Raw genomic sequence first — 22,537 nt, forward strand, 5'->3', positions numbered from 1 at the left:
CATGGCATTAAGACAAATTATGTTACAAAGAAAGATTACTAGTAAAACAGAATTACTTCGATCATTAGAAGAAAAAGATGCTGAATTTGAAACACGAGAAAAGAATTTAGAGGCTGCCATTGAAGAAGCAGAAACGGAAGAAGAACAACAAACAGTTGAAGATGAAGTGAATAAATTTAATGAAGAAAAAGAGCCTCATGATCAGCAAAAAAAAGAATTAGAGGAAGAAATCCGTTCCTTACAAGAAGAATTAGACGGATTAAATGAAAAGAAACCAACAGGTAAAGGAGAAGAAAGAAAAATGGGAGATAAAAAAGAAACTCGAAACAAAAACCTTATGGATTATCATGAACGTTCAGATGTAAAAGAATTTTATAATGAATTACGTGAAAGATTACAAATGCGTGCAAACGGTCAAGTATTGCCTGATGGACCAAGCGGCGCAGAATTGATTATTCCAGATATTATTGTTAATCGTATTCGTGAGCGCATTGGTGATTTTACCACTCTTTATCCATTAGTAGATAAAGTGATTGCCAAAGGACGTGTGAAATTAATTTTAGATGTAGATACTAGCGAAGCTACTTGGTTAGAAATGCGAGGCGCATTACCAGAAGAGGATGATTCTAAATTAACAGCAGTTGAATTTGATGGATTCAAAATTGGTCGAATTGTCTATATTGATAATTCTCTGTTAGAGGATTCTGTTATTAATTTAGATGATTATTTAACGAAACGAATTGCACGCTCTATCGCAAAAGGATTAGATAAAGCAATTGTTACAGGAACAGGGAAAGATGATAAACAACCAGATGGTATTCTTCCTAAAATTCCTGGTAAAAATAAAGTAACGAAAAAACCAACGTATGAAGAATTGATTCCAGTATTGGGCTTAATTGATACAGGGGAAGATGCCACAGGAGAAATCGTTGCAGTAATGCATCGACAAACTTATTATAATCGAATTGCAACGTTAACATTACATGTAAATTCTAATGGGGTAGATGTTGTTCAATTACCAAACTTGGCTGAACCTAATTTCTTAGGATTAAAAGTAGTTTTCAATAATTACTTACCACAAGATAAAATTTTGTTTGGTGTATTTGATAAATATACTTTAGTAGAACGTGAATCTGTTCGAGTTGATATGTCAGGTCACTATAAATTCAGAGAGGATCAAACGGCTGTTCGAGGATTAGGACGTTATGACGGTAAACCAGTTCTTCCAGAAGCGTTTGTAGAAGTAACATTAGATCCAGCGGGGGAGTAACAATGCCAGAGTCAAGACTGGCAGAAACTTCATTAAGTAAACTGACTATTCCTGAATTAAAAACTATTCTTGACGAAAAAGGCATCGAGTATAAAAACAATGTTAGCAAAAAAGAGTTACTAAAATTATTAGAGGGAACAGAATAGTTCCCTCTTTTTATTAGGTGATAAATATGAGTGATCAAACACTAGAGTTATTAAAAGTAAATTTAGGAATTATGTCAAAAAATCGTGATACTTATTTATCAACGATTATTGAAAGTATCGTCAACGAATTGCAAACAGAACAAGGAGTATCCATTGATTTAGATAATGAACTTCATGTGATGTTTATTGTGGATTATTCTGCTTGGCGTTATCGCTCCAGAGGAGAAGGTATTCTTCCTAGAAATTTACAATTTCGTTTGCATAATCTAGTACTTTCTGAAAAGGAGAATAAAAATGGATAGAACATGGGATTTAGATATTGTTCTTCTAGAAAATGATGGCTTTACAAGTGATGATATAGGCAATCAGATACCAAAGTATAAGCGTACTCCTGTCATGGCTTGTAAAGAAAACGTCAGTAGAGGAGAATTTTATCAAGCTGGCCAAAATGGAATAGAAAATATTCATTTATTTATTATTCATCCTTATGAATATTCTGGAGAAAACTATCTTGAATTTGAAGAGAAAAAATACAAAATTATTCGCACGTACCAAAAGAGTTACGAAGAACTTGAAGTGGTTTGTCGTTTGAGCTTAGGTGATGCTAATGGCTAAGGCAATCCATATTAGTGAACTTTCTAAAGAAATCAGTAAGATGGTTCGAGAATACACGGAAGAAGTTGAAACCAACGTAGGAGAAGCTACTGAAATAGTAGCGAAAGAAACGCTTCAAGAATTGAAGCAAAATAGTCCAAAACGTTCAGGAAAATATGCACGGAATTGGCGAAAGAAAAAACAAGGGCCAACAAAACAAGTAATTTATCAAAATGATCCAACCTATCGTTTGACTCATTTATTAGAAAATGGGCATGCATTAAAGAGGGGTGGTCGAAAAGTCGGCCAGGTAGTCGCTAAACCGCATATAGAAGCTGCGGAAGAAAAGGCTATCGCTTCTTTAGAAAAAGAATTGGTTAGGAGATTGACGTAACAATGACTTTAAAAGAATTGAAACAGTTATTAGACAAAATGGAATTACCAATTTCATATCGTGAATGGCAACCTGGGCAAGTTCCAGAGCTGCCCTATTTACTTTATTACGAAAATACAAGTACTAATTTTTTTGCAGACAATGCAGTCTATTGTAAAAAAACAGAGATTGTCATTGAACTATATACGAACACGAAAAATATTCGTGAAGAAAATAAATTAGAGGAATTGCTGAACACAGCAAAAATTCCATTTGATACTTACGAAACGTATCTAGCATCTGAACAGATGTATTTAAAAGCATATGAAATTACAATTTAATAAGAGGTGAAGAAAAATGGCACAAAAAGAAAGAGTAGGAAGTCCTGAAAAAAATCGTGTAGAGTTTGGCTTAGAAAACGTATATTATGCAAAAGCAATGTTAAATCCAGAAACAGGGGAAATTACTTATGGTACACCTGTTCGTTTTCCTGGGGCGGTTGAATTGTCTATTGAGCCTTCAGGAGATTTAATCAAATTTAAAGCAGATAATGTAGATTACTATACTTCTCCAAACAATCAAGGATATGACGGAACATATACATGCGCTAGAATCCCTGAAGATTTTGCAGTGGAAATTTTAGGAGAAAAAGTAGATGATGCGGATAAAGTTCAAACAGAGTATGCAAATGCTGAAACCTCTCCTTTTGCGTTAATGTTCCAATTTGAAGGAGATAAAACAGCAACTCGCCATGTGTTATATTATTGCACTGCAAACAGACCAACTATTGGCTCTACAACAAAAGATTCTGGCGATCCAAACACTTCTGAGCTAACGTTTAGTGCTGGTCCACGTCCTTCAGATAAAGCCGTAAAAACTAAAACACGACCTGATACTCCATCAAGTGTTTATGATAAATGGTTTACAAAAGTTTATGAAAAAGGAGCAGCTGCTTAATCATGGAAAAAACTATTGAAATTGGCACGACTAAAATCAGGTTGGCTTCTAATGCAGCTACTCCTTTACGGTATAAAATGCAGTTTGGGAGCGATTTTTTTGCTGATTTATTAACTTTGGCAAAAGCATTAGACAATCAAAATGAGGATGGGGAGTTTGAATTAACGAATATCTCATATGATGATTTAAAACGAGTTGAGTTAACTTTGTTGTATAATTTTGTATGGACATTTGCCAAAGCAGCAGATTCAAGTATTCCAGATCCAATTACTTGGTTAGAAAGTTTAGATTCTTTACCTTTGTCAGATTTTGCCAATGAACTTCAAGAATTGATTTCACATAGTATTCAATCAAAAAAAAAGTAAATGATGAAATGGCTTCTAGTGATGAAGTACTCACCACGGAGTCATTTCTTTTTATTTGTAAACAAGTAGGATTATCTAACGAGGAAATGCAATTAATGGAAATAGGTGCATGTTTAGATTTTGTTCAAGAATGGATAAATAATCATCAGGAAAAATCAGAACCAAAAATTAAAACAAGAAAAGCAACTCAGGCAGATTTTGATGCATTTTAGAAAGGAGGAGAATTTATGGCGAAGAAAAAAATCTCAGGTATTACAATTGCGCTTGATGCGGATACAAAAGGCGTTACAAGTGGTTTGAAAAGTATTATTGATCAATCGGTAAATGTATCAAAGGAATTAAAAGATGTCGAGCGGCTTTTAAAATTAAATCCAAATAATGTAGAACTATTATCGCAAAAACAAGAATTGCTTTCTCGACAAATAGAATTAACCACGAATAAGCTAGATGCTTTGAAAGGTGCTCAAGCAGATGTTGAACGGCAATTTAAATCTGGAGAAATTGGTGAAGAGCAGTATCGGAAGTTTAAACGAGAAATCGAGGCAACTGAAGGTGCTTTAAACGGGTATAAAGGCCAATTATCAAGTATGAAAGTGGAACAAGAAAAACTAGCTCAAAATACGCAACGCTTATCTACATTTTTTGAAGCTACAGGAACGGATATAAATGATTTTTCGGATGTTTTAGGTACTCGCTTAGTAGCCGCAATTAAAGAAGGAAAAGCCAATTCTTCTCAACTAGAAAATGCATTAAATAAAATCGGCAGGGCTGCATTAGGTCAAACTGCAGATATTAATAAAATGAAACAAACGTTAGATTCCATTGATGATGGGAACTCTGTACAAAAAATTTCTTCTGATTTGAACGGTTTAAAAAGTGATGCAAATAAAGCAGATGATGCTTTAGATAAAATTGGTGATACTTTAGAAGAAATCGATGACAAAATAGGTAAAGGAAATTTGTTAGATGCAGGAGAAGCTTTAAGCGGTATGTCTGATAAAGCCAAAGATATGGCTGGAAAAACAATTGAAGCTTTTACAGAAGTAGAAGATGCTCAAAAGAAATTAAACGCTTCTATGGGGGTAGCAGGCACGGCATCTGCTAAAAAATACGAACAAGCATTAACAGATGTTTTTCGTAGTGGTTTATTTGAGGATATGTCAGAAGCAGCAGATGCTGTTGCTTTAGTGTCTAAAAATCTTGGGGATATGAGCAATCAAGATTTAAGTCAGTTAGTTCAAGATGCCAAAGTGTTAGAAAATACTTTTGAAGTAGATTTAAAAGAAACAATTCGTGGTGTTGCAGCAATGCAAGAAAACTATGGAATTACTGGAAAGCATGCCTTAGACATGATTACAGTAGCACTTCAAAGAAATGGAAGTACATGGGCAGATGAAGTTGGCGATAATATGGCAGAGTATTCTCAATTATGGGCTCAAATGGGCTTCACTGCTTCTGAAACTTTCCAAATTTTAGAAAATGGTACTCGAAATGGAGCATACAACTTAGATAAAGTAAATGATGTTGTTAAGGAAATAGGAATTTCTTTAACAGATGGGAGAATTGAAGAAAATATTGATTCATTCTCTCAAAAATCAAAAGAATTGTTTGAATCATTTAAAAATGGTGGAGCTTCTCAAGCAGAAGTTATCCAGTCACTTCTTACTGATTTAGGTGAGATGGAGAATAAAACTGAGGCATTATCTTTAGCTTCCACTGTCTGGAGTGCTCTAGGAGAAGATAATAGTCTAAAAGTATTAACTTCTCTAATGAGTGTTAAAGGTGGTTATGAGGATGTTCAAGGAGCAGCAGATAAATTAAATGAAGATACGACAACGACTAGTCAAAAAATGCAAGGTGCATGGAATGATTTAAAGCTAGCATTAGTACCAATAGGAGAAGAGTTAGCTCTTGCATTGCAACCATTATTATTAGGATTAACAGAAATTCTTAAAAGCTTTCAAAATTTACCAGGGCCAGTTAAAACTTTTATAGCGGCTTTTTTAGGTGTAGGAACAATAGTAGGAATTTTAGCTGGAGTTGCAGGTGCATTAACTGCTTTAGTAGGAATATTAGGCGGACCAGTCACTTTAGCACTTATTGCTGTAACAGGAATTATTGCAGGAGTAATTGCTGTGATAAAAAATTGGGGTTCAATAACAGAATGGTTCTCAAAACAATGGGATAGGCTACAGAAATGGTGGACTGAATTTTGGGCACGTTTTTCAGATCCTGCTGATTCGGCATTTAAAATCTTATCTTCTTCAGTTAAGACAGTTACTAGCTTTTTATTTGCTTCTTTCGAGGACAAAGTAAATGCTGTAAAAAATATTTTTAAATCTTTAAGATTAAAATTTCCAAAAATTGAACTACCACCAATGCCTCATTTTGATTTGAAATGGAGTTCGAAAAAGATATTTGGTAAAAATATTTCTTATCCATCAGGTATTGATGTGAAATGGTTTGCTGATGGAGGGATTTTAACTAAGCCAACAATCTTTGGCGCTTCTGGAAATAAGTTGTTAGGTGGCGGTGAAGCTGGAAAAGAAGCTGTCGCACCGTTAGATAAGTTAATGGGCTATATCCAAACAGCGGTAGATAAAAGTTTATCTAAACAACAAGCAAGTGATGAAATTCATTTACATTTAACAGCTTACGGGAATTTACCAAAAGAGACATTGGATCAAATTGCAGAATATTTGACCTATAAATTTGTTGATTTAAAAAATAAAGAAGTATTTGGTGGGTGATAATATGTTAGATGGTTGGTTTAAATTAGGAAATCATTGGAGCAAAGAGTTTAATGCATTTATTACTGAAAGACCAAAAAAGAAAAAAGCAAAAAGAGTGTTTACTCTTGAAGAAGTTTCAGGATTAAATAAACTAGCTGTCAATGATAGTGGTTACTATACCAATGTAGAACAAACCTTGGAGTGTTTTTATTTATCACCTACTATGGATCGTATTCAGCATTATGAAGATTTAATCACTGAAGCACTAGATACCAAAGGCGAGTATGTAGATTTTGTAGCTTATTGGGACCCTAGTTATATTTACCAAGCAATTGTAATAAATGAACCTAATTTTGAAGGGACTTCTCAGACATTAAGAGGAGTTCCTTTTTCGTTTGATCTGAGTATTGCTCCATTTAAGAAAAATGTTTTCGGTATGCATCCAATTTATCTTGATAAGCAAGGTTCTATTTTTAATCCAGAACGTTATATTTCTTATCCTAAGATTAAAATATATGGCTCTGGCAATATAACTATTTCAATTAACGGAAGAGAAACAAAATTTTCTAACGTTACATCAGATATTATTATTGATTCTGATCCTGATGTGATGGAAACATACCGAGAAGTAGATGGAATCTTAGTAAATGAACATAAAAAGTTATTGAGCAATCAAATGTATCCTTATTTAGATGCAGGAGAAAACCATATTACTTGGAGTAGTAATGTAAAAAAGATTAGTTTAGAACCGAGGTGGCAAACAAAGATATGAAGCCTATTTTATATAGTCCAACAGATACCGATTTTGAAGCGGGAGGAATTGGCGTTCTTGTTGATTGTAAAAAGTGTTTGGTGACAGAAGAAGGAAATGGAGCTTATACTGCTGAATTAGCTTTTCCAATTAATGCTAAGTATTCAGAGCAATTAGAAGATCATAATTATCAAATAAAATGTAAGCCTAATGCAGAAGATAATTACCATATTTTTTATATCTATAATCATTACAAAGATATGGCTACAGGCGTTTTATATGTTTATGCAAAATCTCGAACAATGAAATTAGGAAATCGTGCGGTTAAAAAATTAACGTTTGAACGAGCCACATGTGAAGAAGCAATGGAACGTTTAGAAAAAGCAATGGACCAACAAAGTGATATTCGATTATTTAGTGATATTACTCGTGTTGGCTCTACAAAAATTGAAGTGACAAATCCTTTGCAGTGCATAAAAGGGATAGATGGTTCTTTCAACCAAATTTATGGCGGCGAAATGAAACATGAACCATTTAAACTTTCTTTATTGAATAGACGAGGAAAAGACCATGTTACAACGTTTAGATATAGAAAAAATCTGTCAGGATTAAAAGTAGATATTAATTTTGATGGTTTGTTAACAAGAGTTTTTCCATATGCAGATGTTCAGAATAACGAAGGGCAAACCGAAAGAATATACGGGAATAAAGTGGATTCTCCCTATATTAATCATTATGATGGAGAGATTTATTCAGAATATGTGCAATTTACAGAAGAACAAGGAGTTACGAATCAAACTAGTTTAAACAACGTTGCAAAAAAATATTTCTCTTCACTAAATCCTAATTGTGACAAACCTAAAGTATCCATTGAATTAAATATAAGAAAAATGGAAGATTCAGCTTTAGCAAAACGATTTAAATCGTTTCGAACAATTGGTTTATTTGATACGTTTGATGTTTTTCATGAAAGATATAATATAAAAATCACTGCACAAGTAACAAAAATTGTTTATGATTCTTTAGCTGAAAGAGTAGAATCCTTAGAAGCAGGAGATACAAAATACACGTTTTTTGAGAAACAAAAGCAAGAAATTGCTGAAACATTAAAAGGTTACACAGGTAAACAATATGCAAGTAATTTTATTGATGTTGTGACAAATATTATTTCAGGAAATGATGGTGGTCACGTGATTTGGTGGCCAAAAAACAGACCTACAGATTTATTTTTCTGTGATAATGCTAAATTAGAAAAAGCAAAATTAGTACTAAGAATTAATAAAAGTGGTATAGGTTTTTCTTCTAAAGGCTGGCAAGGTCCCTTTTCTACAGCATGGACTTTAGATGGTAAGTTTAATGCGAACTTTATTAAAACAGGAATTATCGATGCAAATGTATTTCAGAACTCTTTTAACAAAACAGGCGATGTATTGAGATTAGTAAATGGTTTGTTAGAAATCAGAAATAACAGTAAAAAAATTATGCAGTTAACCAAAAAAGGAATGGAGTTTTGGAATGGGGCTAATCACGTTGGTTCAATGGGAACAAAGGGAAATCCTTTTCCTGATTTAAGAGATGAAAACGGAAATCCAGTTATAAAAGATGGTAATTCTCTTCTCATAATAGGTGATGATCCAAAGACAAATATTATCGGTTTTTCTAATCGAAAAGGTACTGGAATAGCGCTTGCGGGAGGACAGCAATATCATTTAGGAAATGATTTTTATTTTGTCGGTAAGGATAGTTCTTCTACGATATATGTGGATAAAATAATTTTAAAAGGTCAAGAACTTATTCCAGGAAGCGGTACTGGTGGCGGTGGCGGTACACCTCCAGAATTGTCTACTGAAAAAGAGAAAAACGCTTGGGCGGTTTGGCAGTTCTTAAAATCTAAAGGTTATAGCGAACAAGCAACTGCAGGTATTTTAGGAAATATGGAACAAGAATCAGGTATTATGCCAGACATTGACGAAGGTGGTGGCGGTCCTGGCTATGGTTTAGTTCAGTGGACATCACCTGTAGCTGGTGAAAGTGGTCGTGCATATGTTCAACGTTTATTAGCACAAGCTGGTATTAGTGGTGACTATCGAAACATTAATACGCAACTTCAATTACTGGACTGGCATATTCACAACGGTCAGTATATTCCTACTTCTGCTTATCCATATTCCGTTGCACAATTTAAAGCATTAACAGATATAGGAACAGCTACGATGGCGTTTGAAGCCAACTTTGAGCGACCAGCAGTTACACATCCAGAACGGATTGATATGGCGATTTACTGGTATAACAAATTGCATGGGTTGCAACCTAGCAATCCAACGTGGATGAACCCTGTACGATCTAGCTATACGATTACACAAGAATGGGATCAAATTGGCTGGGGAACGAACGTTATTCATGGTGGAATTGATATTGCTTCAGTTCCTGCTGGAAGTACGCCACCTGTTTATGTGGCACGTAGCGGCACAGTTGAAACCGTCACTTATGATGGAACTGGAGGAAATTATGTTGTCATTAAACACGATGATGGTTATTGGACCTATTACGGTCACTTAAATTCTGTTGATTTAGCTATAGGCGATAAAGTAACGACCAATTCACGTGTTGGAATAATGGGTTCCACTGGGCTTGCTAAAGGTATTCATCTTCATTTTGAAGTGTGGAAAGGCGCACAGTGGCAACGAATCAATCCACGTGATGTAATTAATTTTTAAAAAGGAGTGCACAAATGGTTAAATGGCAAGCAACGCTAAGTACAACCGAACCATACAACTATGTCGGTATTATTAATGTACGGCAAGGGAATAAGAACACAGAAGTCTTAGAAGTAAATATTGTAGAAAATGCTTTGCCGTTAGACTTAAGTCTCTGCAAAGTTTTTTTAGAGTCAGTTATTAATAATAAATTCCCGATTCAACGTTTAGCAAAAATTATAGATGCTAAAAAGGGGATTATTCAGTATACCTTTGATGAATATTCTATGCAGTCGTTACACAGACAAGAAGCTTATTTTAGTATTTACAAAGGCGATAATTTAATCGGCACAACGCAGAATTTTTCTTATTTCGTAATAAATGCTGCTTCTAAAACAGAAGGTGAAATGGGTTCTTATTGGCAGTCCATTGAAGATTTAATCGCAGACATGACCGCTTTTATCAACGAAAACAAAGGCGATTTTACTGATTGGATGAATGCTAGAAAAGAAGAGTTTGAAGCATGGCGAGATGCGCAAAAAACAGATTTCACTTCATGGTTTGAATCAATCAAAGATATTTTAAAAACTGTTGATCCAGGCGGAACAATGTTAGCCGAACTAATGGATGCACGTATCGATATTCAAGGAGTGCGCCATAATTCAATTTCTGAACGTTTATTGGCAGATATGGAATATTTGTATCAGAAATTAGAAAAACGTTTGTATATGTTAGAATATGGCGAAATAAGTGACTTGATTATTTTACAAGATGATGCTTTCTCGCTGAATCATGAAACAGAAATTGTTGGAACAGTTGATTATTCTGTGACGGATGGGGCATTGGTTATCGCAACAGTTGATGATACAAAACAGAACACTTATGTGTTTGAAAAAGTGGGTGAAATAAGTGGTTAAAGCAAAACGCATGATGGAAACCGAAGAAAATGGTGTGGAACGTCAGTTTTATCCTATAACACATGTATCTGCTGTTCGAGGATTAGAAAAAATTATTGCGGGTCAATCAAAAGTATTATCTGTTAATGGATACACTGGGGCAGTAATTATCACTAAAGCAGATCTAGGCTTAGAAAATGCACTGACAGAACTTCCTTACGCAACAGAAGAAACAGACGGTATTATCACTTCTGAAATGTTTCAACGATTGTCAAATGGCGAGGGAGGCGTGTATATTCTTCCAATCGCTACTACAGACGAATTGGGCGGAATAAAGGTTGGCCAACTGTTAGAAATTACAGAAGACGGCACGTTGTCTGCGGTAAAACAAACAGATCAAAATTTTACCACTGAACTAAAATCGAAACTGGAAGAGTTGAAAGGTTATACTGCTGGAGCGAATATTTCTATTTCAGAAGATGGTGTGATTTCAGCAACTGGTGGTGGCGATGGTGGCGGAGTGAATCAACAATATGTCGACCAAAAAGTCCAAGAAGCCATTGACAGAATACCTGATATTACGTTTGAGAAAGTAGGCGAAGTGCAATGACAGACATTGTTAAAGTAAAACAAGGAGGAACACAGGTATTTCCTCAAACACATTGGAATGCCGTGGAAGGGAAACCAGAAGTATTAAAAGGTGAAAAGGGAGACCCAGGGCCACAAGGTCCAAAAGGAGATAAAGGAGACGTTGGTCCGCAAGGTCCAGCAGGGCAAAACGCAACAACGACAGACGTTGCAACCTCAATAAAAAATGGCTTGATGTCTAAAGAAGATAAAACAAAGCTAGATGGATTGCCAGCAATTACGTTTGAAAAGGTAGGGGAAGTGTAATGACAACAACAGATATTGTTCAATTAAAAGAAAAAGGAAAACCAATTTATCTTAAAACACATACTGCCGCAATTGATGGGCTTGAATCGTATCTAAAGAAAATAGATGCGGACAAAGCATATCAAAAAATCACCAAAAAAGAACCGTTGTGGACAGGCGCATGGTATGGCGGAGCTGCAGGAAACGGTCAAGTGCCATCTAAGCCGCTTTCACAGTGCGAGAATGGTTGGATTTTGCAGTGGCAAGAATACACAAAAGAAGGAACTTTGAACGGCGCATGTTATCACTTTTTCGTTATTCCTAAACAGCATGCACAGAACCCAGGTTCTGGAGGCGTTATTTTCCTATTACATGGATACTATACTAATTTAGTACGGAAATATTTATATATTAAGGATACTAAAATTACAGGTAATGATATGAATGCCTCTTCTAGTGATACGGCTGGTTCAGGCAGTAAAATGTTTGCGTTAAGTGCGATTTATGAATACTAGGAGGAAAGAGAACATGAAAATTTGGATTGATGATATTCAAGGTTATCTAGATGGATATTCCACAATGAAACAACCGAATAAGATTGAACTTGAAGTAGAAAAAGAACCAACAGATTTCTTTAATTATCGTTGGGACGGAACAAGCTTAATATATGATCCTGACAATGTGCCAGAACCAGAGCCAGCACCACCAACCGACATTGAAGTATTACAAGCAGAAAATGTGGAATTAAAACAATTGAATTCAAAACTTATGATTAATGACATGAATTTAAAAAAAGAGCTTTCTGAAGTAACGAAGAAAGCAGATAATTTTGCGCAAATTAGTGCAAAATCAATGCTTGCGATTAATCAATTAACCAATCAAGTAAAAGAAATTAACGAAAAATTAGCAGAAGGAGTGGAATAAAATGTTTACATTTGATGATATTAAAATGATGTATGATTGGGGCTGTTTTACAGATGAACAAGTAATGGAGTTTGTCCCACTTTGCATTACAGAAAAAGAAGCGAAAGAAATCGTTGGAAAGTAGGGAAGTAGGTTTGGCGGTATTTGATTTTTTAGAACGTTTCGTAGTAGATCAAGAGCATAAAGCGGTATATGTTTTAATGTTGATTTGCATTGCAATGACTATTGATTTTATTAGTGGTACTATCGCAGCCAAGATAAATCCAGAAATTGAGTTTAAAAGTAAAATAGGAATCAACGGAATATTAAGGAAAGTAGCAAGTATTGTCTTGCTACTTTTTTTCATTCCCTTAGCACCGTTAGTACCTGGTGGCGCTGGTGTGGGGCTATTATATGTTCTGTATGTTGGCTATCTGATGATGGAAATTAAATCGATATTTGAGAACTATCAGAAGATGGGAGTAGTTACGGAGCTATTTGAAGATTTCATAAAAAATTTAAAAAATAAAAAATAGGAAGGTGTCTTTATGAAAAAAATTGTAACGTTGATTATTATAGCGTTGGTAGCAGTTACTCCTTTAAATGTATTCGCTGCAAAAGGAGACCAAGGCGTTGATTTGTCTATTTGGAATGGGTATCAAGCAACATTTGGTTATACACATGATAAATTCTCAATTTCACAAATTGGTGGGCAAAACAACTATGGGATTTATGATCAAGTTACTTATTCTAGTCAAGTAGCTAGTACGATTGCTCAAGGTAAACGAGCGCATACGTATGTATGGTGGCAAAACGTCCTTACCTATGAAAATGCAAAGCAAGTATTAGATTACTTTTTACCTAAAGTTCAAACACCAAAGGGATCAATTGTCGCCTTAGATGCGGAAGACGGCGTTCAATCGACGGATGTAACGCTATGGGCGTTAGACTATATCAAAGAGGCTGGATATACACCGATGCTTTACGGATACAAAGGGTATCTTACTTCATCTTATGATTTATCACGAATTGCAAAGAAGTATCAATTATGGATGGCAGAATATCCAGATTATGAAGTGACACCTTATCCAAATTACAATTATTTTCCTTCATTTGAAAATATCGGTATTTTTCAGTTCACGTCAACCTACGTTGCAGGAGGGCTAGATGGTAACGTTGATTTAACAGGTATTACTGATAATGGTTATACAAAGAATAACCAACCAGCAACAAACACACCAGCTATTGAGGAAGGTAAAAAAGTAGAAAATACGCCAAGTTCCGATGTTAAAGTGGGCGACACTGTTAAAGTGAAATTTAGTGTTGATGCTTGGGCAACTGGCGAAGCTATTCCGCAATGGGTAAAAGGAAACAGCTATAAAGTACAAGAAGTAACTGAGAGCAGAGTATTGCTTGAAGGTATCTTGTCATGGATCAGCAAAGGCGATATTGAATTATTGCCAGATGCGGTAACTGTTCCTGATAAACAACCAGAAGCGACTCATGTGGTACAATACGGCGAAACATTATCAAGCATTGCTTATCAATACGGAACAAACTATCAAACATTGGCTGCATTAAATGGATTGACAAATCCAAATCTTATTTACCCTGGCCAAATTTTGAAAGTAAATGGATCAGTAGTAAGCAACATTTACACAGTTCAATACGGTGATAATTTATCAAGTATTGCAGCTAAGCTTGGTACGACTTATCAAACCTTAGCTGCATTAAACGGATTAGCAAATCCTAACTTGATTTATCCTGGTCAAACATTGAGCTATTGATTTTTTGCAAAATCAGTTGAAATTTAGAGGTACCTCATTTACAATAGAGTTACCTTTTCATATTATGACTCTTTTCGATTTAGAAAAGAGGTGCTCCTATCTTATGACAAGTTCTTAGGTAGGAGCATTTTAATTTTACTAATAAGTAGCTTAGTTTAAAGCTATTGTATTACATAAGAAAACACCTACCACAGATGCACGTACTTCCCCAAGCAGTTGACTGTGCGGTAGGTGTTTTTTTTAGATTTTACTTGTTAATCATAACCGATTTTCTTTTTTTATAACAAGGTTAAGCTTGAATTTATGAAAAGGATAATGTGTACGGAATTTATCCTAATAAAAATAGAATTAGACTATTTCTAAGCTACTATTACTTGAGAACAGTTTCCTTTTAAATAAGTGGAAAAGTGTAGTATAGCTACTTTAGCGATATTCCTTAATATCCCAGTTCTAATTTAAAGCCAAACACAATTTTGTTAATAAGTCGTGAATGATTTTATTGGTTGAATTAACAAAACTAATTTGCTAGAATAATAAAGCAATTACTTGTAGTAAAAGACTACAGGCCCCTTGTATCATAATTGTGCAAGGGGGTTTTTGTATCGTATATTTATATTTCATGTCTAGAGTAGATGGATTATAACCTTTTTATAGTATTGGTCCATCATGTTTTAATACACTCATTTGCTTTATAGGAAATAGTATGGTATTATAAATAAGTAATCAATTTTGACATGTAACGAGAGCGCTATACATAAGACTATAATTCTCCTTTTGCTTATCAAACATTTTTTGCAACAAATCGCATACAGGGTATGCACAAGGAGGAAACATATATGAACAACGGTACAGTAAAGTGGTTTAACTCAGACAAAGGTTTTGGATTTATTACAGGTGAAGATGGCAATGATGTATTTGCACATTTTTCAGCAATTCAAGCGGATGGTTTTAAGTCATTAGAAGAAGGACAAGCAGTAACTTTTGATATTGAAGAAGGACAGCGCGGTATGCAAGCTGTTAATATTTTTAAAGCATAATAAAGGTTTTGGTAAAACGTTCCAATTTAATTGGAACGTTTTTTTTATAAGATTAAATTGATAGGCTCTGAATGTTGAAAGCGAAAGGAGATCATCATATGGGATTTGGAAAATGGAAAGAAATTATACCATCAGATAAAAGTAAACAGTTTGAAGAAGGACAGAAAGTATCATTTATTTACAGAAAAGAAATTAGAAGTGGTATAATAGCTGTTTTATTAATTAATTCAGCAGTAATTAATATTATAGACAGTTCTAAGCCAAAAAACAAAAAAGAAAAAACAGTAATTAGTTATGAGAAACTATTATCGATGTATCAATAAAAAGACCCTAGTTTAGATTAGGTAGGGTCTTTGTGTTAAACTTAAGACAAGGATTTATGGCATACTCTTTTTTCTAAACAGATTCTTTACTTGTTAAAGGATCTGTTATTTTTATTTAAAAATTGTTAGCTAGTTAGAGCAAATGGTTCGTAATCATTCAGTTGATTGTTCGAATTTATCATAGTAGTTAAAACGAAATTATCTTGTGTATATAGAAAACACCTACTGAAGACGCACAATACTTCCCCAAGTTGTGTATGTTTAGTAGGTGTTTATTTATAATTGTATATTCGAATTATAAATAAAATACAATTGTTTTGTAAAATGAAAACTTGAAATTTAAAAAAGAAAGCGGTAAAATACCTTTACCAAACAATTTTATTTTTCATTTTATTACTACCTCTTGTCGCCTTACCCCAATGAGGCGGCTTTTTTTACATAAAAATATTGAACTCAAAAAACAGATATTGTAAAATATTTATACATATTTAAACTCTTATTTTTTCACGCAGACCGCCTTTTCTCAATAAGGTGGTCGTTTTTTATTGTTTATAGTTTATGATTTATAATTAAGTTGATTTACCTGTTTGTAATTAAAAATTATATTTTATACTGTAATGGATGTATGTTATAAATATAGATTGACATAAAAATTATTTGTTCGTATCCTTTTAATAGGGGGAGGTGAATCAAAGTGGAAATTTCAATTTATATTGATGATTCAGGTCAATTACATTCTAATTACTATTCTGATTATTTTGTTTATGGGGGTTTTTGGTGTTTAGACTCGGAGGAAGCAAAAGTAAAATCGGCCTTTTCTAAAACGAAGCGTCAACTTTTTCATACTAGTAGAGAAATTAAAACTAGCAATATGGAACACTGGCAGAAGAAACGACTGCTAAAGAAAGTTGTTAGAGAAGATATACATCCGATTTACGTAGTTTCGAAAGTGTCGATGCTAACTGTAGATTTCTCTGATCGGGAGGCAGTTCAATTACACAAAAATTATATATTGAGAAGATTAGTAGAAGACTGTTTAAAACAAATGGAAAAACTTGGATATGGAAACATCAAAAAAGTTAATTTGTATATTGATAATCAAAGCCAGACCAACGTAGCTAATCGAGATAGTTTTAAAAATTATATCAATAAAGTTTTTAAGAAAAAATATAAAAATTGCGAATACTTTTTAGAATCAGATGTAGATTTCAAAGTAGAATATATGGATTCTAAAATGGAACCTTTAATCCAAGTTGCTGATTTATTAGCTAACTGCAAGTTTCAACGTTTCGAATACAAATCGAAAGATTTAAAAATACTCTTGGACAAGAAACCAGATACATGTTGTCGGAAACACCCTAAACATTTTTCGAGTCAATGTATTGCGTAATGAAATTTCATATGGTATTATGTTATTGCAGTAAGTTATTACTGATAAACAAGATTATAGAGCTATAATTAGTAAGTGGCATGTGTTGTCACCTCTTTCTTGTTGGCCGCCTAGTGCGGTTTTTTTTATTTTCAGGACCATTAGCTCAGCTGGTTAGAGCAAACGGCTCATAACCGTTCGGTCACAGGTTCGAGTCCTGTGTGGTCCATATATATTTATTTGCAAATAAAATAATAGAAGAGTAGACTTAAAGTATCAAATACTTAAGGAGTGTTATCTATTATGTCAAACTATGAAGAAAAAGAAGCAAAAGCATTAGTAAAAATTGCAGATGTTTTGAACAAACTGGATTCAAATTTAGAAGAATTAGATTCTCTAAATGAAGATGCAAAAAAACATAGTATGAAAAAATGGCTTGTTGAGAAAAGAGCCATGCATGAAATTAAAAAGATTGCACATGAAGCTGGTAAGTATGATAAGTACGATGAAAAAGAATTACAAAAAGAAATTGAACATGTAGAACAATATATGTAAAAATAAAAACTATTCCTTGTTTAAGGAATAGTTTTTTTTTATTTCCGCACACACATTTTCACTACAACTAGTTGCCTTTTTTGATTATACCTACCATAAACAGCAAGCTCTGTGCCATCAAGTAACATGAGTAATTCATCCGCCAATTCTTTTTTAGAAATAATGCAGTTGATAGTCTCTTTTGGAGTCTGTAAAGAAAAACGGACTAACATTTCTGGATAAGTGGTTAATACCTTGATTTTATGAATTGTTCCTACATAATTTGGTTTCATAGAAATCAACTCCTTGCTAGTAGTTAACTATATTATATTAAGATTGTTTTTATTCGTCTAGGTATGAAATGACCATACTTTGACCATACTCTTTAAGAAAATATAGAAACTATCAGAACATAGAATTTAATACAAACGCCTATTTTATAAGTGTTGAAGAAAATTAGAAATTATTAGAAAAAATAAATCTTAAAGTATCAGTTTATCCAGTAGCTAACTAATACGATTAAAAAGCTGAATCTGCGGATTCAGCTTTTTTTGTCTTGTTAAAGGGTTAGACGGAAATAGAGGAAGATCTTAAAATAAAAAAAATCTCACATTGGGTTTAACTGCTTGTCTGACAAGGTTAATTGATGATATATTTAATGTAATAACAAGCATGTTATAAAATAATTGAGTCAAAAGAAAGAAGGGTATTATGCAGAAGAATTTTAGTGTAGTAAAGAAGTACGTGAATTTGATTTTGGATATTGTATTAGGGATTTTAGGAGTTTTCTTATTAGTATTTATGGCTAGTTATTTAGTTGACCTCGCTACATATCTCATGAAGCCAATGACGCCGGATAATTTTTCAGTTATCATGCAAGAAATTATTTCATTCTTTATGTTATTTGAGTTTATTATGATGATTCTTCGCTATATTCAAGAAGGACACCATATTCCGATTCGTTATTTGATTTTAATTTGTTTAACCGCAATTTTACGTCAATTAATGGTTGCGCATGGCGATGGCTTGCAGACCTTATTGTTATCTTTATCAATTCTTTTACTAGTGGTTGTGCTATTTATTCTCGGGTTAAATGGCAGCAAATTTTATACGCTAGGAAAAGCGAAAGTAGAAGAAGATCACGAGCAAGATTTTCATCATTAATCGAACATAATCAAAGACCGTCCAACGTGAGAAGTTTTCTCTAACGTGGGGCGGTCTTTTTAATGCGTAGTTAAATAGTTAACTCAATCAGTTCAATTGTTGGTAAGACACCAAAGCGTGCGCTGATTTTAGTGGTTCCGATTCCTGGGTGAACAATTAGCGGCGTTTCATCTTCTAAATGATAAAGCCCATGTGTATATTTTTTGGCAAGCTGATTTTTGTAAGTGAAAAAAGGCAAGCGAATCTGTCCGCCGTGACTATGTCCTGCTAAAATGAGGTCAATGTTTTTGTTGACTGCTGAGTCTGCGACATCTGGCTCATGGGTTAGTAGCAGAGTGGGCGTTCCAGTAGGGCGGTTGACTAAAGCCGCAGCTAAGTCGGTTTGTCCATATAACGAATCTTCTAAACCAGCGACGTACAAGGAGATACGGTGTGAGACAGGCAGTAATTTGCCCGTGTTTTTTAGTACGGTAAAGTCGGCAGCTTCTAAGATTGTTTCGTAAAAATTGGTATCTAACCCGCTATACTCGTGGTTGCCATAAATAGCGAATTTGCCATAAGGGGCGTTAATTTTACGGAAAAGTTGACTCACTTCATCCTGAATTTCGATACCGAAACGGGCATAATCGTCGAACAAGTCTCCTGTAAAAACGACTATGTCTGGTTGTAATGTATTTGTTTTTTCAACAATCTGTTTTAAGGCTTTCACAGAATAATTCTTTTTTAAATGAATATCAGAGAGTTGAACAATCCGTAAGGTTTTCCCTGATTCTGTTACTTTAATTTGATTTTTGTGTATGACTAAGCAGTTAGGTTCAATAAAAAAACTATAGCTTAAAATGCCGATAATAATGAAAAATAGTGCCAGAAATAAATAAACGTTCATAATTTCCTCCTTGAAGTCGCTAAATTAGTTTACTACAAAAGTGTTAAGCAAAAAATAAGGAAAGGTAAAATTTTCAGTAAACTTTCTCGATGAAGTTTTTTGGTGATTCATGCTTTTCTGAAGTAAATTTGCTATAATGAAAAATGAGAAAAAAGAAAGAAGGTCGAACCAATGATGGCAAGAGTCGAAAAGCTACGGGAGTTAATGAAAGAAAATAATTTACAAGGATTTTTAGTGACAAGTCCGTATAATTTACGTTATTTAACCAATTTTACTGGGACAACAGGCTTGGCAATGATTACATTAGATAAAGCTTTTTTTGTAACGGATTTTCGTTATACGGAACAAGCTGCGGAACAAGCAACTGGTTTTACTATCGTTAAAAACACAGGACATATTTTTGACGAAGTAGCAGATTTAGCTGAACGGTTGCAATTAGATAATTTAGCTTTTGAAGAAACGCAAGTTAGTTTCGCTGATTATAGCTTATTGGAAGAAATTTTACCATGTGAATTAGTTCCTGTAATGGGTTTGATTGAAGAATTAAGAGAAGTGAAAGATGAAGAAGAAGTAGCGATTATTGAAAAAGCGTGTGCCATCGCGGATCAAGGATTTGCCTTTGTCTTAGAGATGATTAAACCTGGAATGACAGAGATTGAAGTGGCTAATCAATTAGATTTCTTCATGCGTTCAAAAGGAGCCAGTGGTGTTTCTTTTGAGACAATTGTGGCGAGCGGTCTACGTTCGGCGATGCCACATGGCGTTGCTAGCCATAAAGTCATCGAAAAAGGTGAGTTAATCACTTTAGATTTCGGTTGTTATTATGAAGGCTATGTTTCTGATATGACACGTACATTTGCCATTGGTAGTATTCAGCCAAAACTAAAAGAAATTTATGACATTGTTTTAGAAGCACAATTAAAAGTGTTAGCAGAAGCTAAACCTGGGTTGACGGGCATTCAATTAGATGCGATTGCACGGGATCATATTGCTTCCTATGGCTATGGCGATGCGTTTGGTCACAGCACTGGTCATGGCATTGGGTTAGAAATTCATGAAGGACCAAATGTTTCATTCCGAGCAGATAAACAGTTTGTACCAGGGAATGTGATTACGGACGAACCTGGAATTTATTTGCCAGGAATTGGTGGCGTGCGTATTGAGGACGATTTATTGATTACTGCTGAAGGTAATCGTGTATTAACACATGCGCCAAAAGAATTAATCATTTTATAAAGGTTGGGAGAACATGGATATCCAAGAGTATCAGCGGTTTATTAGCGCGTTTTATAAAAAACGTAACTGGTATCAATATGATCCGTTTATTCGTTCCAACTTTTTAACAGAAGAAGTCGGCGAAGTTTGTCGGGCCATTCGGACAATTGAAATTGGCCGTGATCGACCGGATGAAACAGTTTTGGCGGATGAAGAGAATCTGGAAAATTTAACGGAAGAGTTAGGCGATGTGTTGGATAATTTATTTATTTTAGCCGATAAATATGACATCTCTTTAGAAATGATTATGCAAAAGCATCGGACGAAACTAATGGAACGTTATCCTGAAGAATAAAGACGCAAAAATAAGAAAGCCAAAATTACTTGGTCTTTCTTATTTTTACGTCTAAAGGCTTGGATTAGAAATTTATGACAAGAAATTATCTGTTCTTTTAGTCAGAACTTAGCTTTTCTGGTAGCGAAATAGGCTAATTAATGATAAACTAAGAACGAGTATTGATAAGCAAAATTTGGACGTTCTTTCACAACTAACTGAAGAAACCAGTGTTGTTTTAATTTTTAAGAATCATCCGTTGCTTAAAAGAGAATCCTTAAGAGACTTAGTGATTCATCAAATAAATCGTTTATTTAACGATTTTGTGCGTAATAGATAAGGAGGACAACCAAATGTCAGAAGAAAAAAATCTTGTAATCAATGCAAACGATTCTTTAGGAGAAATCGTGATTGCTCCTGAAGTCATTGAAGTAATTATCGGAATCGCTGCTTCAAAAGTAGAGGGCGTTTATGGGATGCGTGGCACGTTCGCCAATAATGTGAATGAATTATTAGGCCGTGCAGCACACGGCAAAGGTGTATATTTACGAACAGAAGAAGAAGGCTTAAAAGTCGATATCTATTGTTACTTGAACTACGGTGTTTCTGTGCCAAAAGTTGCGTTAGAAATGCAAGACCGTGTGAAACAACAAGTCTTATTTATGACAGATATTGATTTAGTTGAAGTGAATATTCATGTTGTAGCGGTAGTACCTGAAAAAATCCCTCAACCAGACTTAAATGAATTATTCCCAGAAGATGAAGATGGAGAAGAGAATGAGTAAAACAGAATTAACCCGTCACGAGATTCGTGAAAAAGCGCTCCAAGCCCTTTTTCCTTTAGATTTTAATGCTGATTTAACCAAACAAGATGCCATTGATTATGCATTGGCTTATGATAATCGGGAAATCGTCAGTGAAGATGGCGAAGACCTAGTTCCTACGTATTTAGATTTACTTGTCGGTGGTGTGTGTAGCCGCAAAGCAGAATTAGATGAAGTAATTACGAACCATTTAGGTAATAACTGGTCTATGCAACGCTTAGCAAAAATAGATATTGTTATTTTACGCTTAGCTATTTTTGAAATGCTATACGTTTCAGATGTGCCAAACATTGTGGCATTAAATGAAGCCGTTGAGTTAAGTAAAAAATACAGCGACGACCGTTCACGTAAATTTGTTAATGGTGTGTTATCAAATGTAATGAAAGAAATTGATTCAGAGGCGTAAGCTCTGAATCTTTTTTTACTATCTAACTGGTGTTAAGATACTGGGTTATATGCTAAAATAAATACTATTAAAGAAGTAAAGAAACAATAGAGGGAGCGAAGG

At 34.3% G+C, this 22,537-nt stretch carries 31 protein-coding genes and 1 tRNA gene; 30 read left to right on the forward strand and 2 right to left on the reverse strand.

Annotated features, from left to right (window positions below):
* Window position 1 precedes the first annotated feature (1 nt).
* From IGM09_RS03645 to IGM09_RS03765, 25 genes are all read left to right on the forward strand, one after another.
* Window positions 2–1,270, forward strand: coding sequence for a phage major capsid protein (locus IGM09_RS03645; protein WP_113826110.1), 1,269 nt, complete (start codon window positions 2–4; stop codon window positions 1,268–1,270).
* Between the two features lie 2 nt (window positions 1,271–1,272).
* Window positions 1,273–1,416 carry a HeH/LEM domain-containing protein gene (locus IGM09_RS03650; protein WP_010708340.1) on the forward strand — a complete coding sequence of 48 codons (144 nt, stop codon included), beginning with the start codon at window positions 1,273–1,275 and terminating at the stop codon, window positions 1,414–1,416.
* A 26-nt stretch (window positions 1,417–1,442) separates the two neighbouring features.
* Window positions 1,443–1,718, forward strand: a complete 276-nt coding sequence (locus tag IGM09_RS03655) for a hypothetical protein (RefSeq protein ID WP_113826111.1) — start codon at window positions 1,443–1,445, stop codon at window positions 1,716–1,718.
* Window positions 1,711–2,031 (forward strand): phage head closure protein, encoded by a 321-nt coding sequence (locus IGM09_RS03660; RefSeq protein ID WP_010708342.1) that lies wholly within the window; start codon window positions 1,711–1,713, stop codon window positions 2,029–2,031. The genes IGM09_RS03655 and IGM09_RS03660 overlap by 8 nt, the downstream gene beginning before the upstream one ends.
* Window positions 2,024–2,404 (forward strand): HK97 gp10 family phage protein, encoded by a 381-nt coding sequence (locus tag IGM09_RS03665; protein WP_010815464.1) that lies wholly within the window; start codon window positions 2,024–2,026, stop codon window positions 2,402–2,404. Before IGM09_RS03660 ends, IGM09_RS03665 begins: the two co-directional genes overlap by 8 nt.
* 2 nt (window positions 2,405–2,406) lie before the next feature.
* Entirely contained in the window at window positions 2,407–2,724 is a 318-nt protein-coding gene (locus IGM09_RS03670; protein WP_010815465.1) for a hypothetical protein, read from the forward strand.
* Between the two features lie 16 nt (window positions 2,725–2,740).
* On the forward strand, window positions 2,741–3,340 hold the full coding sequence (locus IGM09_RS03675; RefSeq protein WP_010708345.1) for a major tail protein: 600 nt from the start codon (window positions 2,741–2,743) through the stop codon (window positions 3,338–3,340).
* Window positions 3,341–3,342: 2 nt separating this feature from the next.
* Entirely contained in the window at window positions 3,343–3,705 is a 363-nt protein-coding gene (locus IGM09_RS03680) for a hypothetical protein (RefSeq protein ID WP_010708346.1), read from the forward strand.
* A gap of 8 nt (window positions 3,706–3,713) precedes the next feature.
* Window positions 3,714–3,917 (forward strand): hypothetical protein, encoded by a 204-nt coding sequence (locus tag IGM09_RS03685; protein ID WP_010710715.1) that lies wholly within the window; start codon window positions 3,714–3,716, stop codon window positions 3,915–3,917.
* Between the two features lie 15 nt (window positions 3,918–3,932).
* Window positions 3,933–6,455: a phage tail tape measure protein gene (locus IGM09_RS03690; protein ID WP_113826112.1), complete on the forward strand. Its 2,523-nt coding sequence runs from the start codon at window positions 3,933–3,935 to the stop codon at window positions 6,453–6,455.
* Between the two features lie 4 nt (window positions 6,456–6,459).
* A complete protein-coding gene (locus IGM09_RS03695; protein ID WP_113826113.1) occupies window positions 6,460–7,209 on the forward strand; it encodes a phage tail protein in 750 nt (249 codons plus the stop codon).
* Window positions 7,206–9,905: a phage tail spike protein gene (locus IGM09_RS03700; protein ID WP_113826114.1), complete on the forward strand. Its 2,700-nt coding sequence runs from the start codon at window positions 7,206–7,208 to the stop codon at window positions 9,903–9,905. The genes IGM09_RS03695 and IGM09_RS03700 overlap by 4 nt, the downstream gene beginning before the upstream one ends.
* 14 nt (window positions 9,906–9,919) lie before the next feature.
* Complete coding sequence (locus tag IGM09_RS03705) at window positions 9,920–10,801, forward strand: phage baseplate upper protein (protein WP_113826115.1); 882 nt, start codon at window positions 9,920–9,922, stop codon at window positions 10,799–10,801.
* On the forward strand, window positions 10,794–11,390 hold the full coding sequence (locus tag IGM09_RS03710; protein ID WP_113826116.1) for a hypothetical protein: 597 nt from the start codon (window positions 10,794–10,796) through the stop codon (window positions 11,388–11,390). The genes IGM09_RS03705 and IGM09_RS03710 overlap by 8 nt, the downstream gene beginning before the upstream one ends.
* Window positions 11,387–11,674 (forward strand): collagen-like protein, encoded by a 288-nt coding sequence (locus tag IGM09_RS03715; RefSeq protein WP_002357046.1) that lies wholly within the window; start codon window positions 11,387–11,389, stop codon window positions 11,672–11,674. Before IGM09_RS03710 ends, IGM09_RS03715 begins: the two co-directional genes overlap by 4 nt.
* On the forward strand, window positions 11,674–12,168 hold the full coding sequence (locus IGM09_RS03720; protein ID WP_113826117.1) for a hypothetical protein: 495 nt from the start codon (window positions 11,674–11,676) through the stop codon (window positions 12,166–12,168). Before IGM09_RS03715 ends, IGM09_RS03720 begins: the two co-directional genes overlap by 1 nt.
* A complete protein-coding gene (locus tag IGM09_RS03725; protein WP_162782975.1) occupies window positions 12,158–12,577 on the forward strand; it encodes a hypothetical protein in 420 nt (139 codons plus the stop codon). The genes IGM09_RS03720 and IGM09_RS03725 overlap by 11 nt, the downstream gene beginning before the upstream one ends.
* Window position 12,578: 1 nt before the next feature.
* Window positions 12,579–12,701, forward strand: a complete 123-nt coding sequence (locus IGM09_RS03730) for an XkdX family protein (protein WP_002368228.1) — start codon at window positions 12,579–12,581, stop codon at window positions 12,699–12,701.
* A gap of 10 nt (window positions 12,702–12,711) precedes the next feature.
* Entirely contained in the window at window positions 12,712–13,092 is a 381-nt protein-coding gene (locus IGM09_RS03735; RefSeq protein ID WP_010706839.1) for a phage holin family protein, read from the forward strand.
* A gap of 12 nt (window positions 13,093–13,104) precedes the next feature.
* Window positions 13,105–14,343, forward strand: coding sequence for a LysM peptidoglycan-binding domain-containing protein (locus tag IGM09_RS03740; protein WP_113826119.1), 1,239 nt, complete (start codon window positions 13,105–13,107; stop codon window positions 14,341–14,343).
* Window positions 14,344–15,179: 836 nt separating this feature from the next.
* Complete coding sequence (locus IGM09_RS03745) at window positions 15,180–15,380, forward strand: cold-shock protein (RefSeq protein ID WP_002357053.1); 201 nt, start codon at window positions 15,180–15,182, stop codon at window positions 15,378–15,380.
* Between the two features lie 71 nt (window positions 15,381–15,451).
* Window positions 15,452–15,703 carry a hypothetical protein gene (locus tag IGM09_RS03750; RefSeq protein WP_002357054.1) on the forward strand — a complete coding sequence of 84 codons (252 nt, stop codon included), beginning with the start codon at window positions 15,452–15,454 and terminating at the stop codon, window positions 15,701–15,703.
* A gap of 694 nt (window positions 15,704–16,397) precedes the next feature.
* Window positions 16,398–17,093, forward strand: coding sequence for a DUF3800 domain-containing protein (locus IGM09_RS03755; RefSeq protein ID WP_089201984.1), 696 nt, complete (start codon window positions 16,398–16,400; stop codon window positions 17,091–17,093).
* Window positions 17,094–17,227: 134 nt separating this feature from the next.
* Window positions 17,228–17,301: transfer RNA gene (locus tag IGM09_RS03760), tRNA-Ile, on the forward strand.
* Between the two features lie 74 nt (window positions 17,302–17,375).
* Window positions 17,376–17,627, forward strand: coding sequence for a hypothetical protein (locus IGM09_RS03765; RefSeq protein ID WP_002403783.1), 252 nt, complete (start codon window positions 17,376–17,378; stop codon window positions 17,625–17,627).
* 38 nt (window positions 17,628–17,665) lie between these two features.
* Here the strand turns inward: IGM09_RS03765 and IGM09_RS03770 are convergent, their stop codons facing one another.
* Window positions 17,666–17,899, reverse strand: a complete 234-nt coding sequence (locus IGM09_RS03770; protein ID WP_048953770.1) for a hypothetical protein — start codon at window positions 17,897–17,899, stop codon at window positions 17,666–17,668.
* Between the two features lie 418 nt (window positions 17,900–18,317).
* Between IGM09_RS03770 and psiE the strand changes: the two genes are divergently transcribed.
* Entirely contained in the window at window positions 18,318–18,770 is a 453-nt protein-coding gene (gene psiE, locus IGM09_RS03775) for a phosphate-starvation-inducible protein PsiE (RefSeq protein ID WP_002355869.1), read from the forward strand.
* Between the two features lie 70 nt (window positions 18,771–18,840).
* Here the strand turns inward: psiE and IGM09_RS03780 are convergent, their stop codons facing one another.
* A complete protein-coding gene (locus IGM09_RS03780) occupies window positions 18,841–19,656 on the reverse strand; it encodes a metallophosphoesterase (RefSeq protein ID WP_002355870.1) in 816 nt (271 codons plus the stop codon).
* Between the two features lie 171 nt (window positions 19,657–19,827).
* Between IGM09_RS03780 and IGM09_RS03785 the strand changes: the two genes are divergently transcribed.
* The 4 genes from IGM09_RS03785 to nusB all read left to right on the forward strand — a co-directional run bounded on the left by IGM09_RS03785 (window position 19,828) and on the right by nusB (window position 22,435).
* Complete coding sequence (locus tag IGM09_RS03785; RefSeq protein ID WP_002391500.1) at window positions 19,828–20,892, forward strand: M24 family metallopeptidase; 1,065 nt, start codon at window positions 19,828–19,830, stop codon at window positions 20,890–20,892.
* A 13-nt stretch (window positions 20,893–20,905) separates the two neighbouring features.
* The gene (locus IGM09_RS03790) at window positions 20,906–21,226 is read left to right on the forward strand and encodes a MazG nucleotide pyrophosphohydrolase domain-containing protein (protein WP_002355872.1); all 321 of its coding nucleotides are present in this window, start codon (window positions 20,906–20,908) and stop codon (window positions 21,224–21,226) included.
* A gap of 332 nt (window positions 21,227–21,558) precedes the next feature.
* Window positions 21,559–21,990 (forward strand): Asp23/Gls24 family envelope stress response protein, encoded by a 432-nt coding sequence (locus IGM09_RS03795; protein WP_002355874.1) that lies wholly within the window; start codon window positions 21,559–21,561, stop codon window positions 21,988–21,990.
* Window positions 21,983–22,435 (forward strand): transcription antitermination factor NusB, encoded by a 453-nt coding sequence (gene nusB, locus IGM09_RS03800; RefSeq protein ID WP_002355875.1) that lies wholly within the window; start codon window positions 21,983–21,985, stop codon window positions 22,433–22,435. Before IGM09_RS03795 ends, nusB begins: the two co-directional genes overlap by 8 nt.
* Window positions 22,436–22,537: the final 102 nt, after the last annotated feature.

The sequence above is a fragment of the Enterococcus sp. DIV0167 genome (assembly GCF_050541555.1).
GTDB classification, from domain to species: Bacteria; Bacillota; Bacilli; order Lactobacillales; family Enterococcaceae; genus Enterococcus; species Enterococcus faecalis.

Coding starts and splice junctions, on each gene's coding strand:
- IGM09_RS03700 (WP_113826114.1), top strand. CDS start 7,206: ATGAAGCCTATTTTATATAGTCCAACAGATACCGATTTTGAAGCGGGA.
- IGM09_RS03745 (WP_002357053.1), top strand. CDS start 15,180: ATGAACAACGGTACAGTAAAGTGGTTTAACTCAGACAAAGGTTTTGGA.
- IGM09_RS03740 (WP_113826119.1), top strand. CDS start 13,105: ATGAAAAAAATTGTAACGTTGATTATTATAGCGTTGGTAGCAGTTACT.
- IGM09_RS03650 (WP_010708340.1), top strand. CDS start 1,273: ATGCCAGAGTCAAGACTGGCAGAAACTTCATTAAGTAAACTGACTATT.
- IGM09_RS03690 (WP_113826112.1), top strand. CDS start 3,933: ATGGCGAAGAAAAAAATCTCAGGTATTACAATTGCGCTTGATGCGGAT.
- IGM09_RS03715 (WP_002357046.1), top strand. CDS start 11,387: ATGACAGACATTGTTAAAGTAAAACAAGGAGGAACACAGGTATTTCCT.
- IGM09_RS03705 (WP_113826115.1), top strand. CDS start 9,920: ATGGTTAAATGGCAAGCAACGCTAAGTACAACCGAACCATACAACTAT.
- IGM09_RS03720 (WP_113826117.1), top strand. CDS start 11,674: ATGACAACAACAGATATTGTTCAATTAAAAGAAAAAGGAAAACCAATT.
- IGM09_RS03750 (WP_002357054.1), top strand. CDS start 15,452: ATGTTGAAAGCGAAAGGAGATCATCATATGGGATTTGGAAAATGGAAA.
- IGM09_RS03765 (WP_002403783.1), top strand. CDS start 17,376: ATGTCAAACTATGAAGAAAAAGAAGCAAAAGCATTAGTAAAAATTGCA.
- IGM09_RS03780 (WP_002355870.1), bottom strand. CDS start 19,656: ATGAACGTTTATTTATTTCTGGCACTATTTTTCATTATTATCGGCATT.
- IGM09_RS03675 (WP_010708345.1), top strand. CDS start 2,741: ATGGCACAAAAAGAAAGAGTAGGAAGTCCTGAAAAAAATCGTGTAGAG.
- IGM09_RS03645 (WP_113826110.1), top strand. CDS start 2: ATGGCATTAAGACAAATTATGTTACAAAGAAAGATTACTAGTAAAACA.
- IGM09_RS03785 (WP_002391500.1), top strand. CDS start 19,828: ATGATGGCAAGAGTCGAAAAGCTACGGGAGTTAATGAAAGAAAATAAT.
- IGM09_RS03655 (WP_113826111.1), top strand. CDS start 1,443: ATGAGTGATCAAACACTAGAGTTATTAAAAGTAAATTTAGGAATTATG.
- IGM09_RS03730 (WP_002368228.1), top strand. CDS start 12,579: ATGTTTACATTTGATGATATTAAAATGATGTATGATTGGGGCTGTTTT.
- IGM09_RS03680 (WP_010708346.1), top strand. CDS start 3,343: ATGGAAAAAACTATTGAAATTGGCACGACTAAAATCAGGTTGGCTTCT.
- IGM09_RS03790 (WP_002355872.1), top strand. CDS start 20,906: ATGGATATCCAAGAGTATCAGCGGTTTATTAGCGCGTTTTATAAAAAA.
- IGM09_RS03770 (WP_048953770.1), bottom strand. CDS start 17,899: ATGAAACCAAATTATGTAGGAACAATTCATAAAATCAAGGTATTAACC.
- IGM09_RS03660 (WP_010708342.1), top strand. CDS start 1,711: ATGGATAGAACATGGGATTTAGATATTGTTCTTCTAGAAAATGATGGC.
- psiE (WP_002355869.1), top strand. CDS start 18,318: ATGCAGAAGAATTTTAGTGTAGTAAAGAAGTACGTGAATTTGATTTTG.
- IGM09_RS03665 (WP_010815464.1), top strand. CDS start 2,024: ATGGCTAAGGCAATCCATATTAGTGAACTTTCTAAAGAAATCAGTAAG.
- IGM09_RS03725 (WP_162782975.1), top strand. CDS start 12,158: ATGAATACTAGGAGGAAAGAGAACATGAAAATTTGGATTGATGATATT.
- IGM09_RS03685 (WP_010710715.1), top strand. CDS start 3,714: ATGGCTTCTAGTGATGAAGTACTCACCACGGAGTCATTTCTTTTTATT.
- IGM09_RS03795 (WP_002355874.1), top strand. CDS start 21,559: ATGTCAGAAGAAAAAAATCTTGTAATCAATGCAAACGATTCTTTAGGA.
- nusB (WP_002355875.1), top strand. CDS start 21,983: ATGAGTAAAACAGAATTAACCCGTCACGAGATTCGTGAAAAAGCGCTC.
- IGM09_RS03670 (WP_010815465.1), top strand. CDS start 2,407: ATGACTTTAAAAGAATTGAAACAGTTATTAGACAAAATGGAATTACCA.
- IGM09_RS03695 (WP_113826113.1), top strand. CDS start 6,460: ATGTTAGATGGTTGGTTTAAATTAGGAAATCATTGGAGCAAAGAGTTT.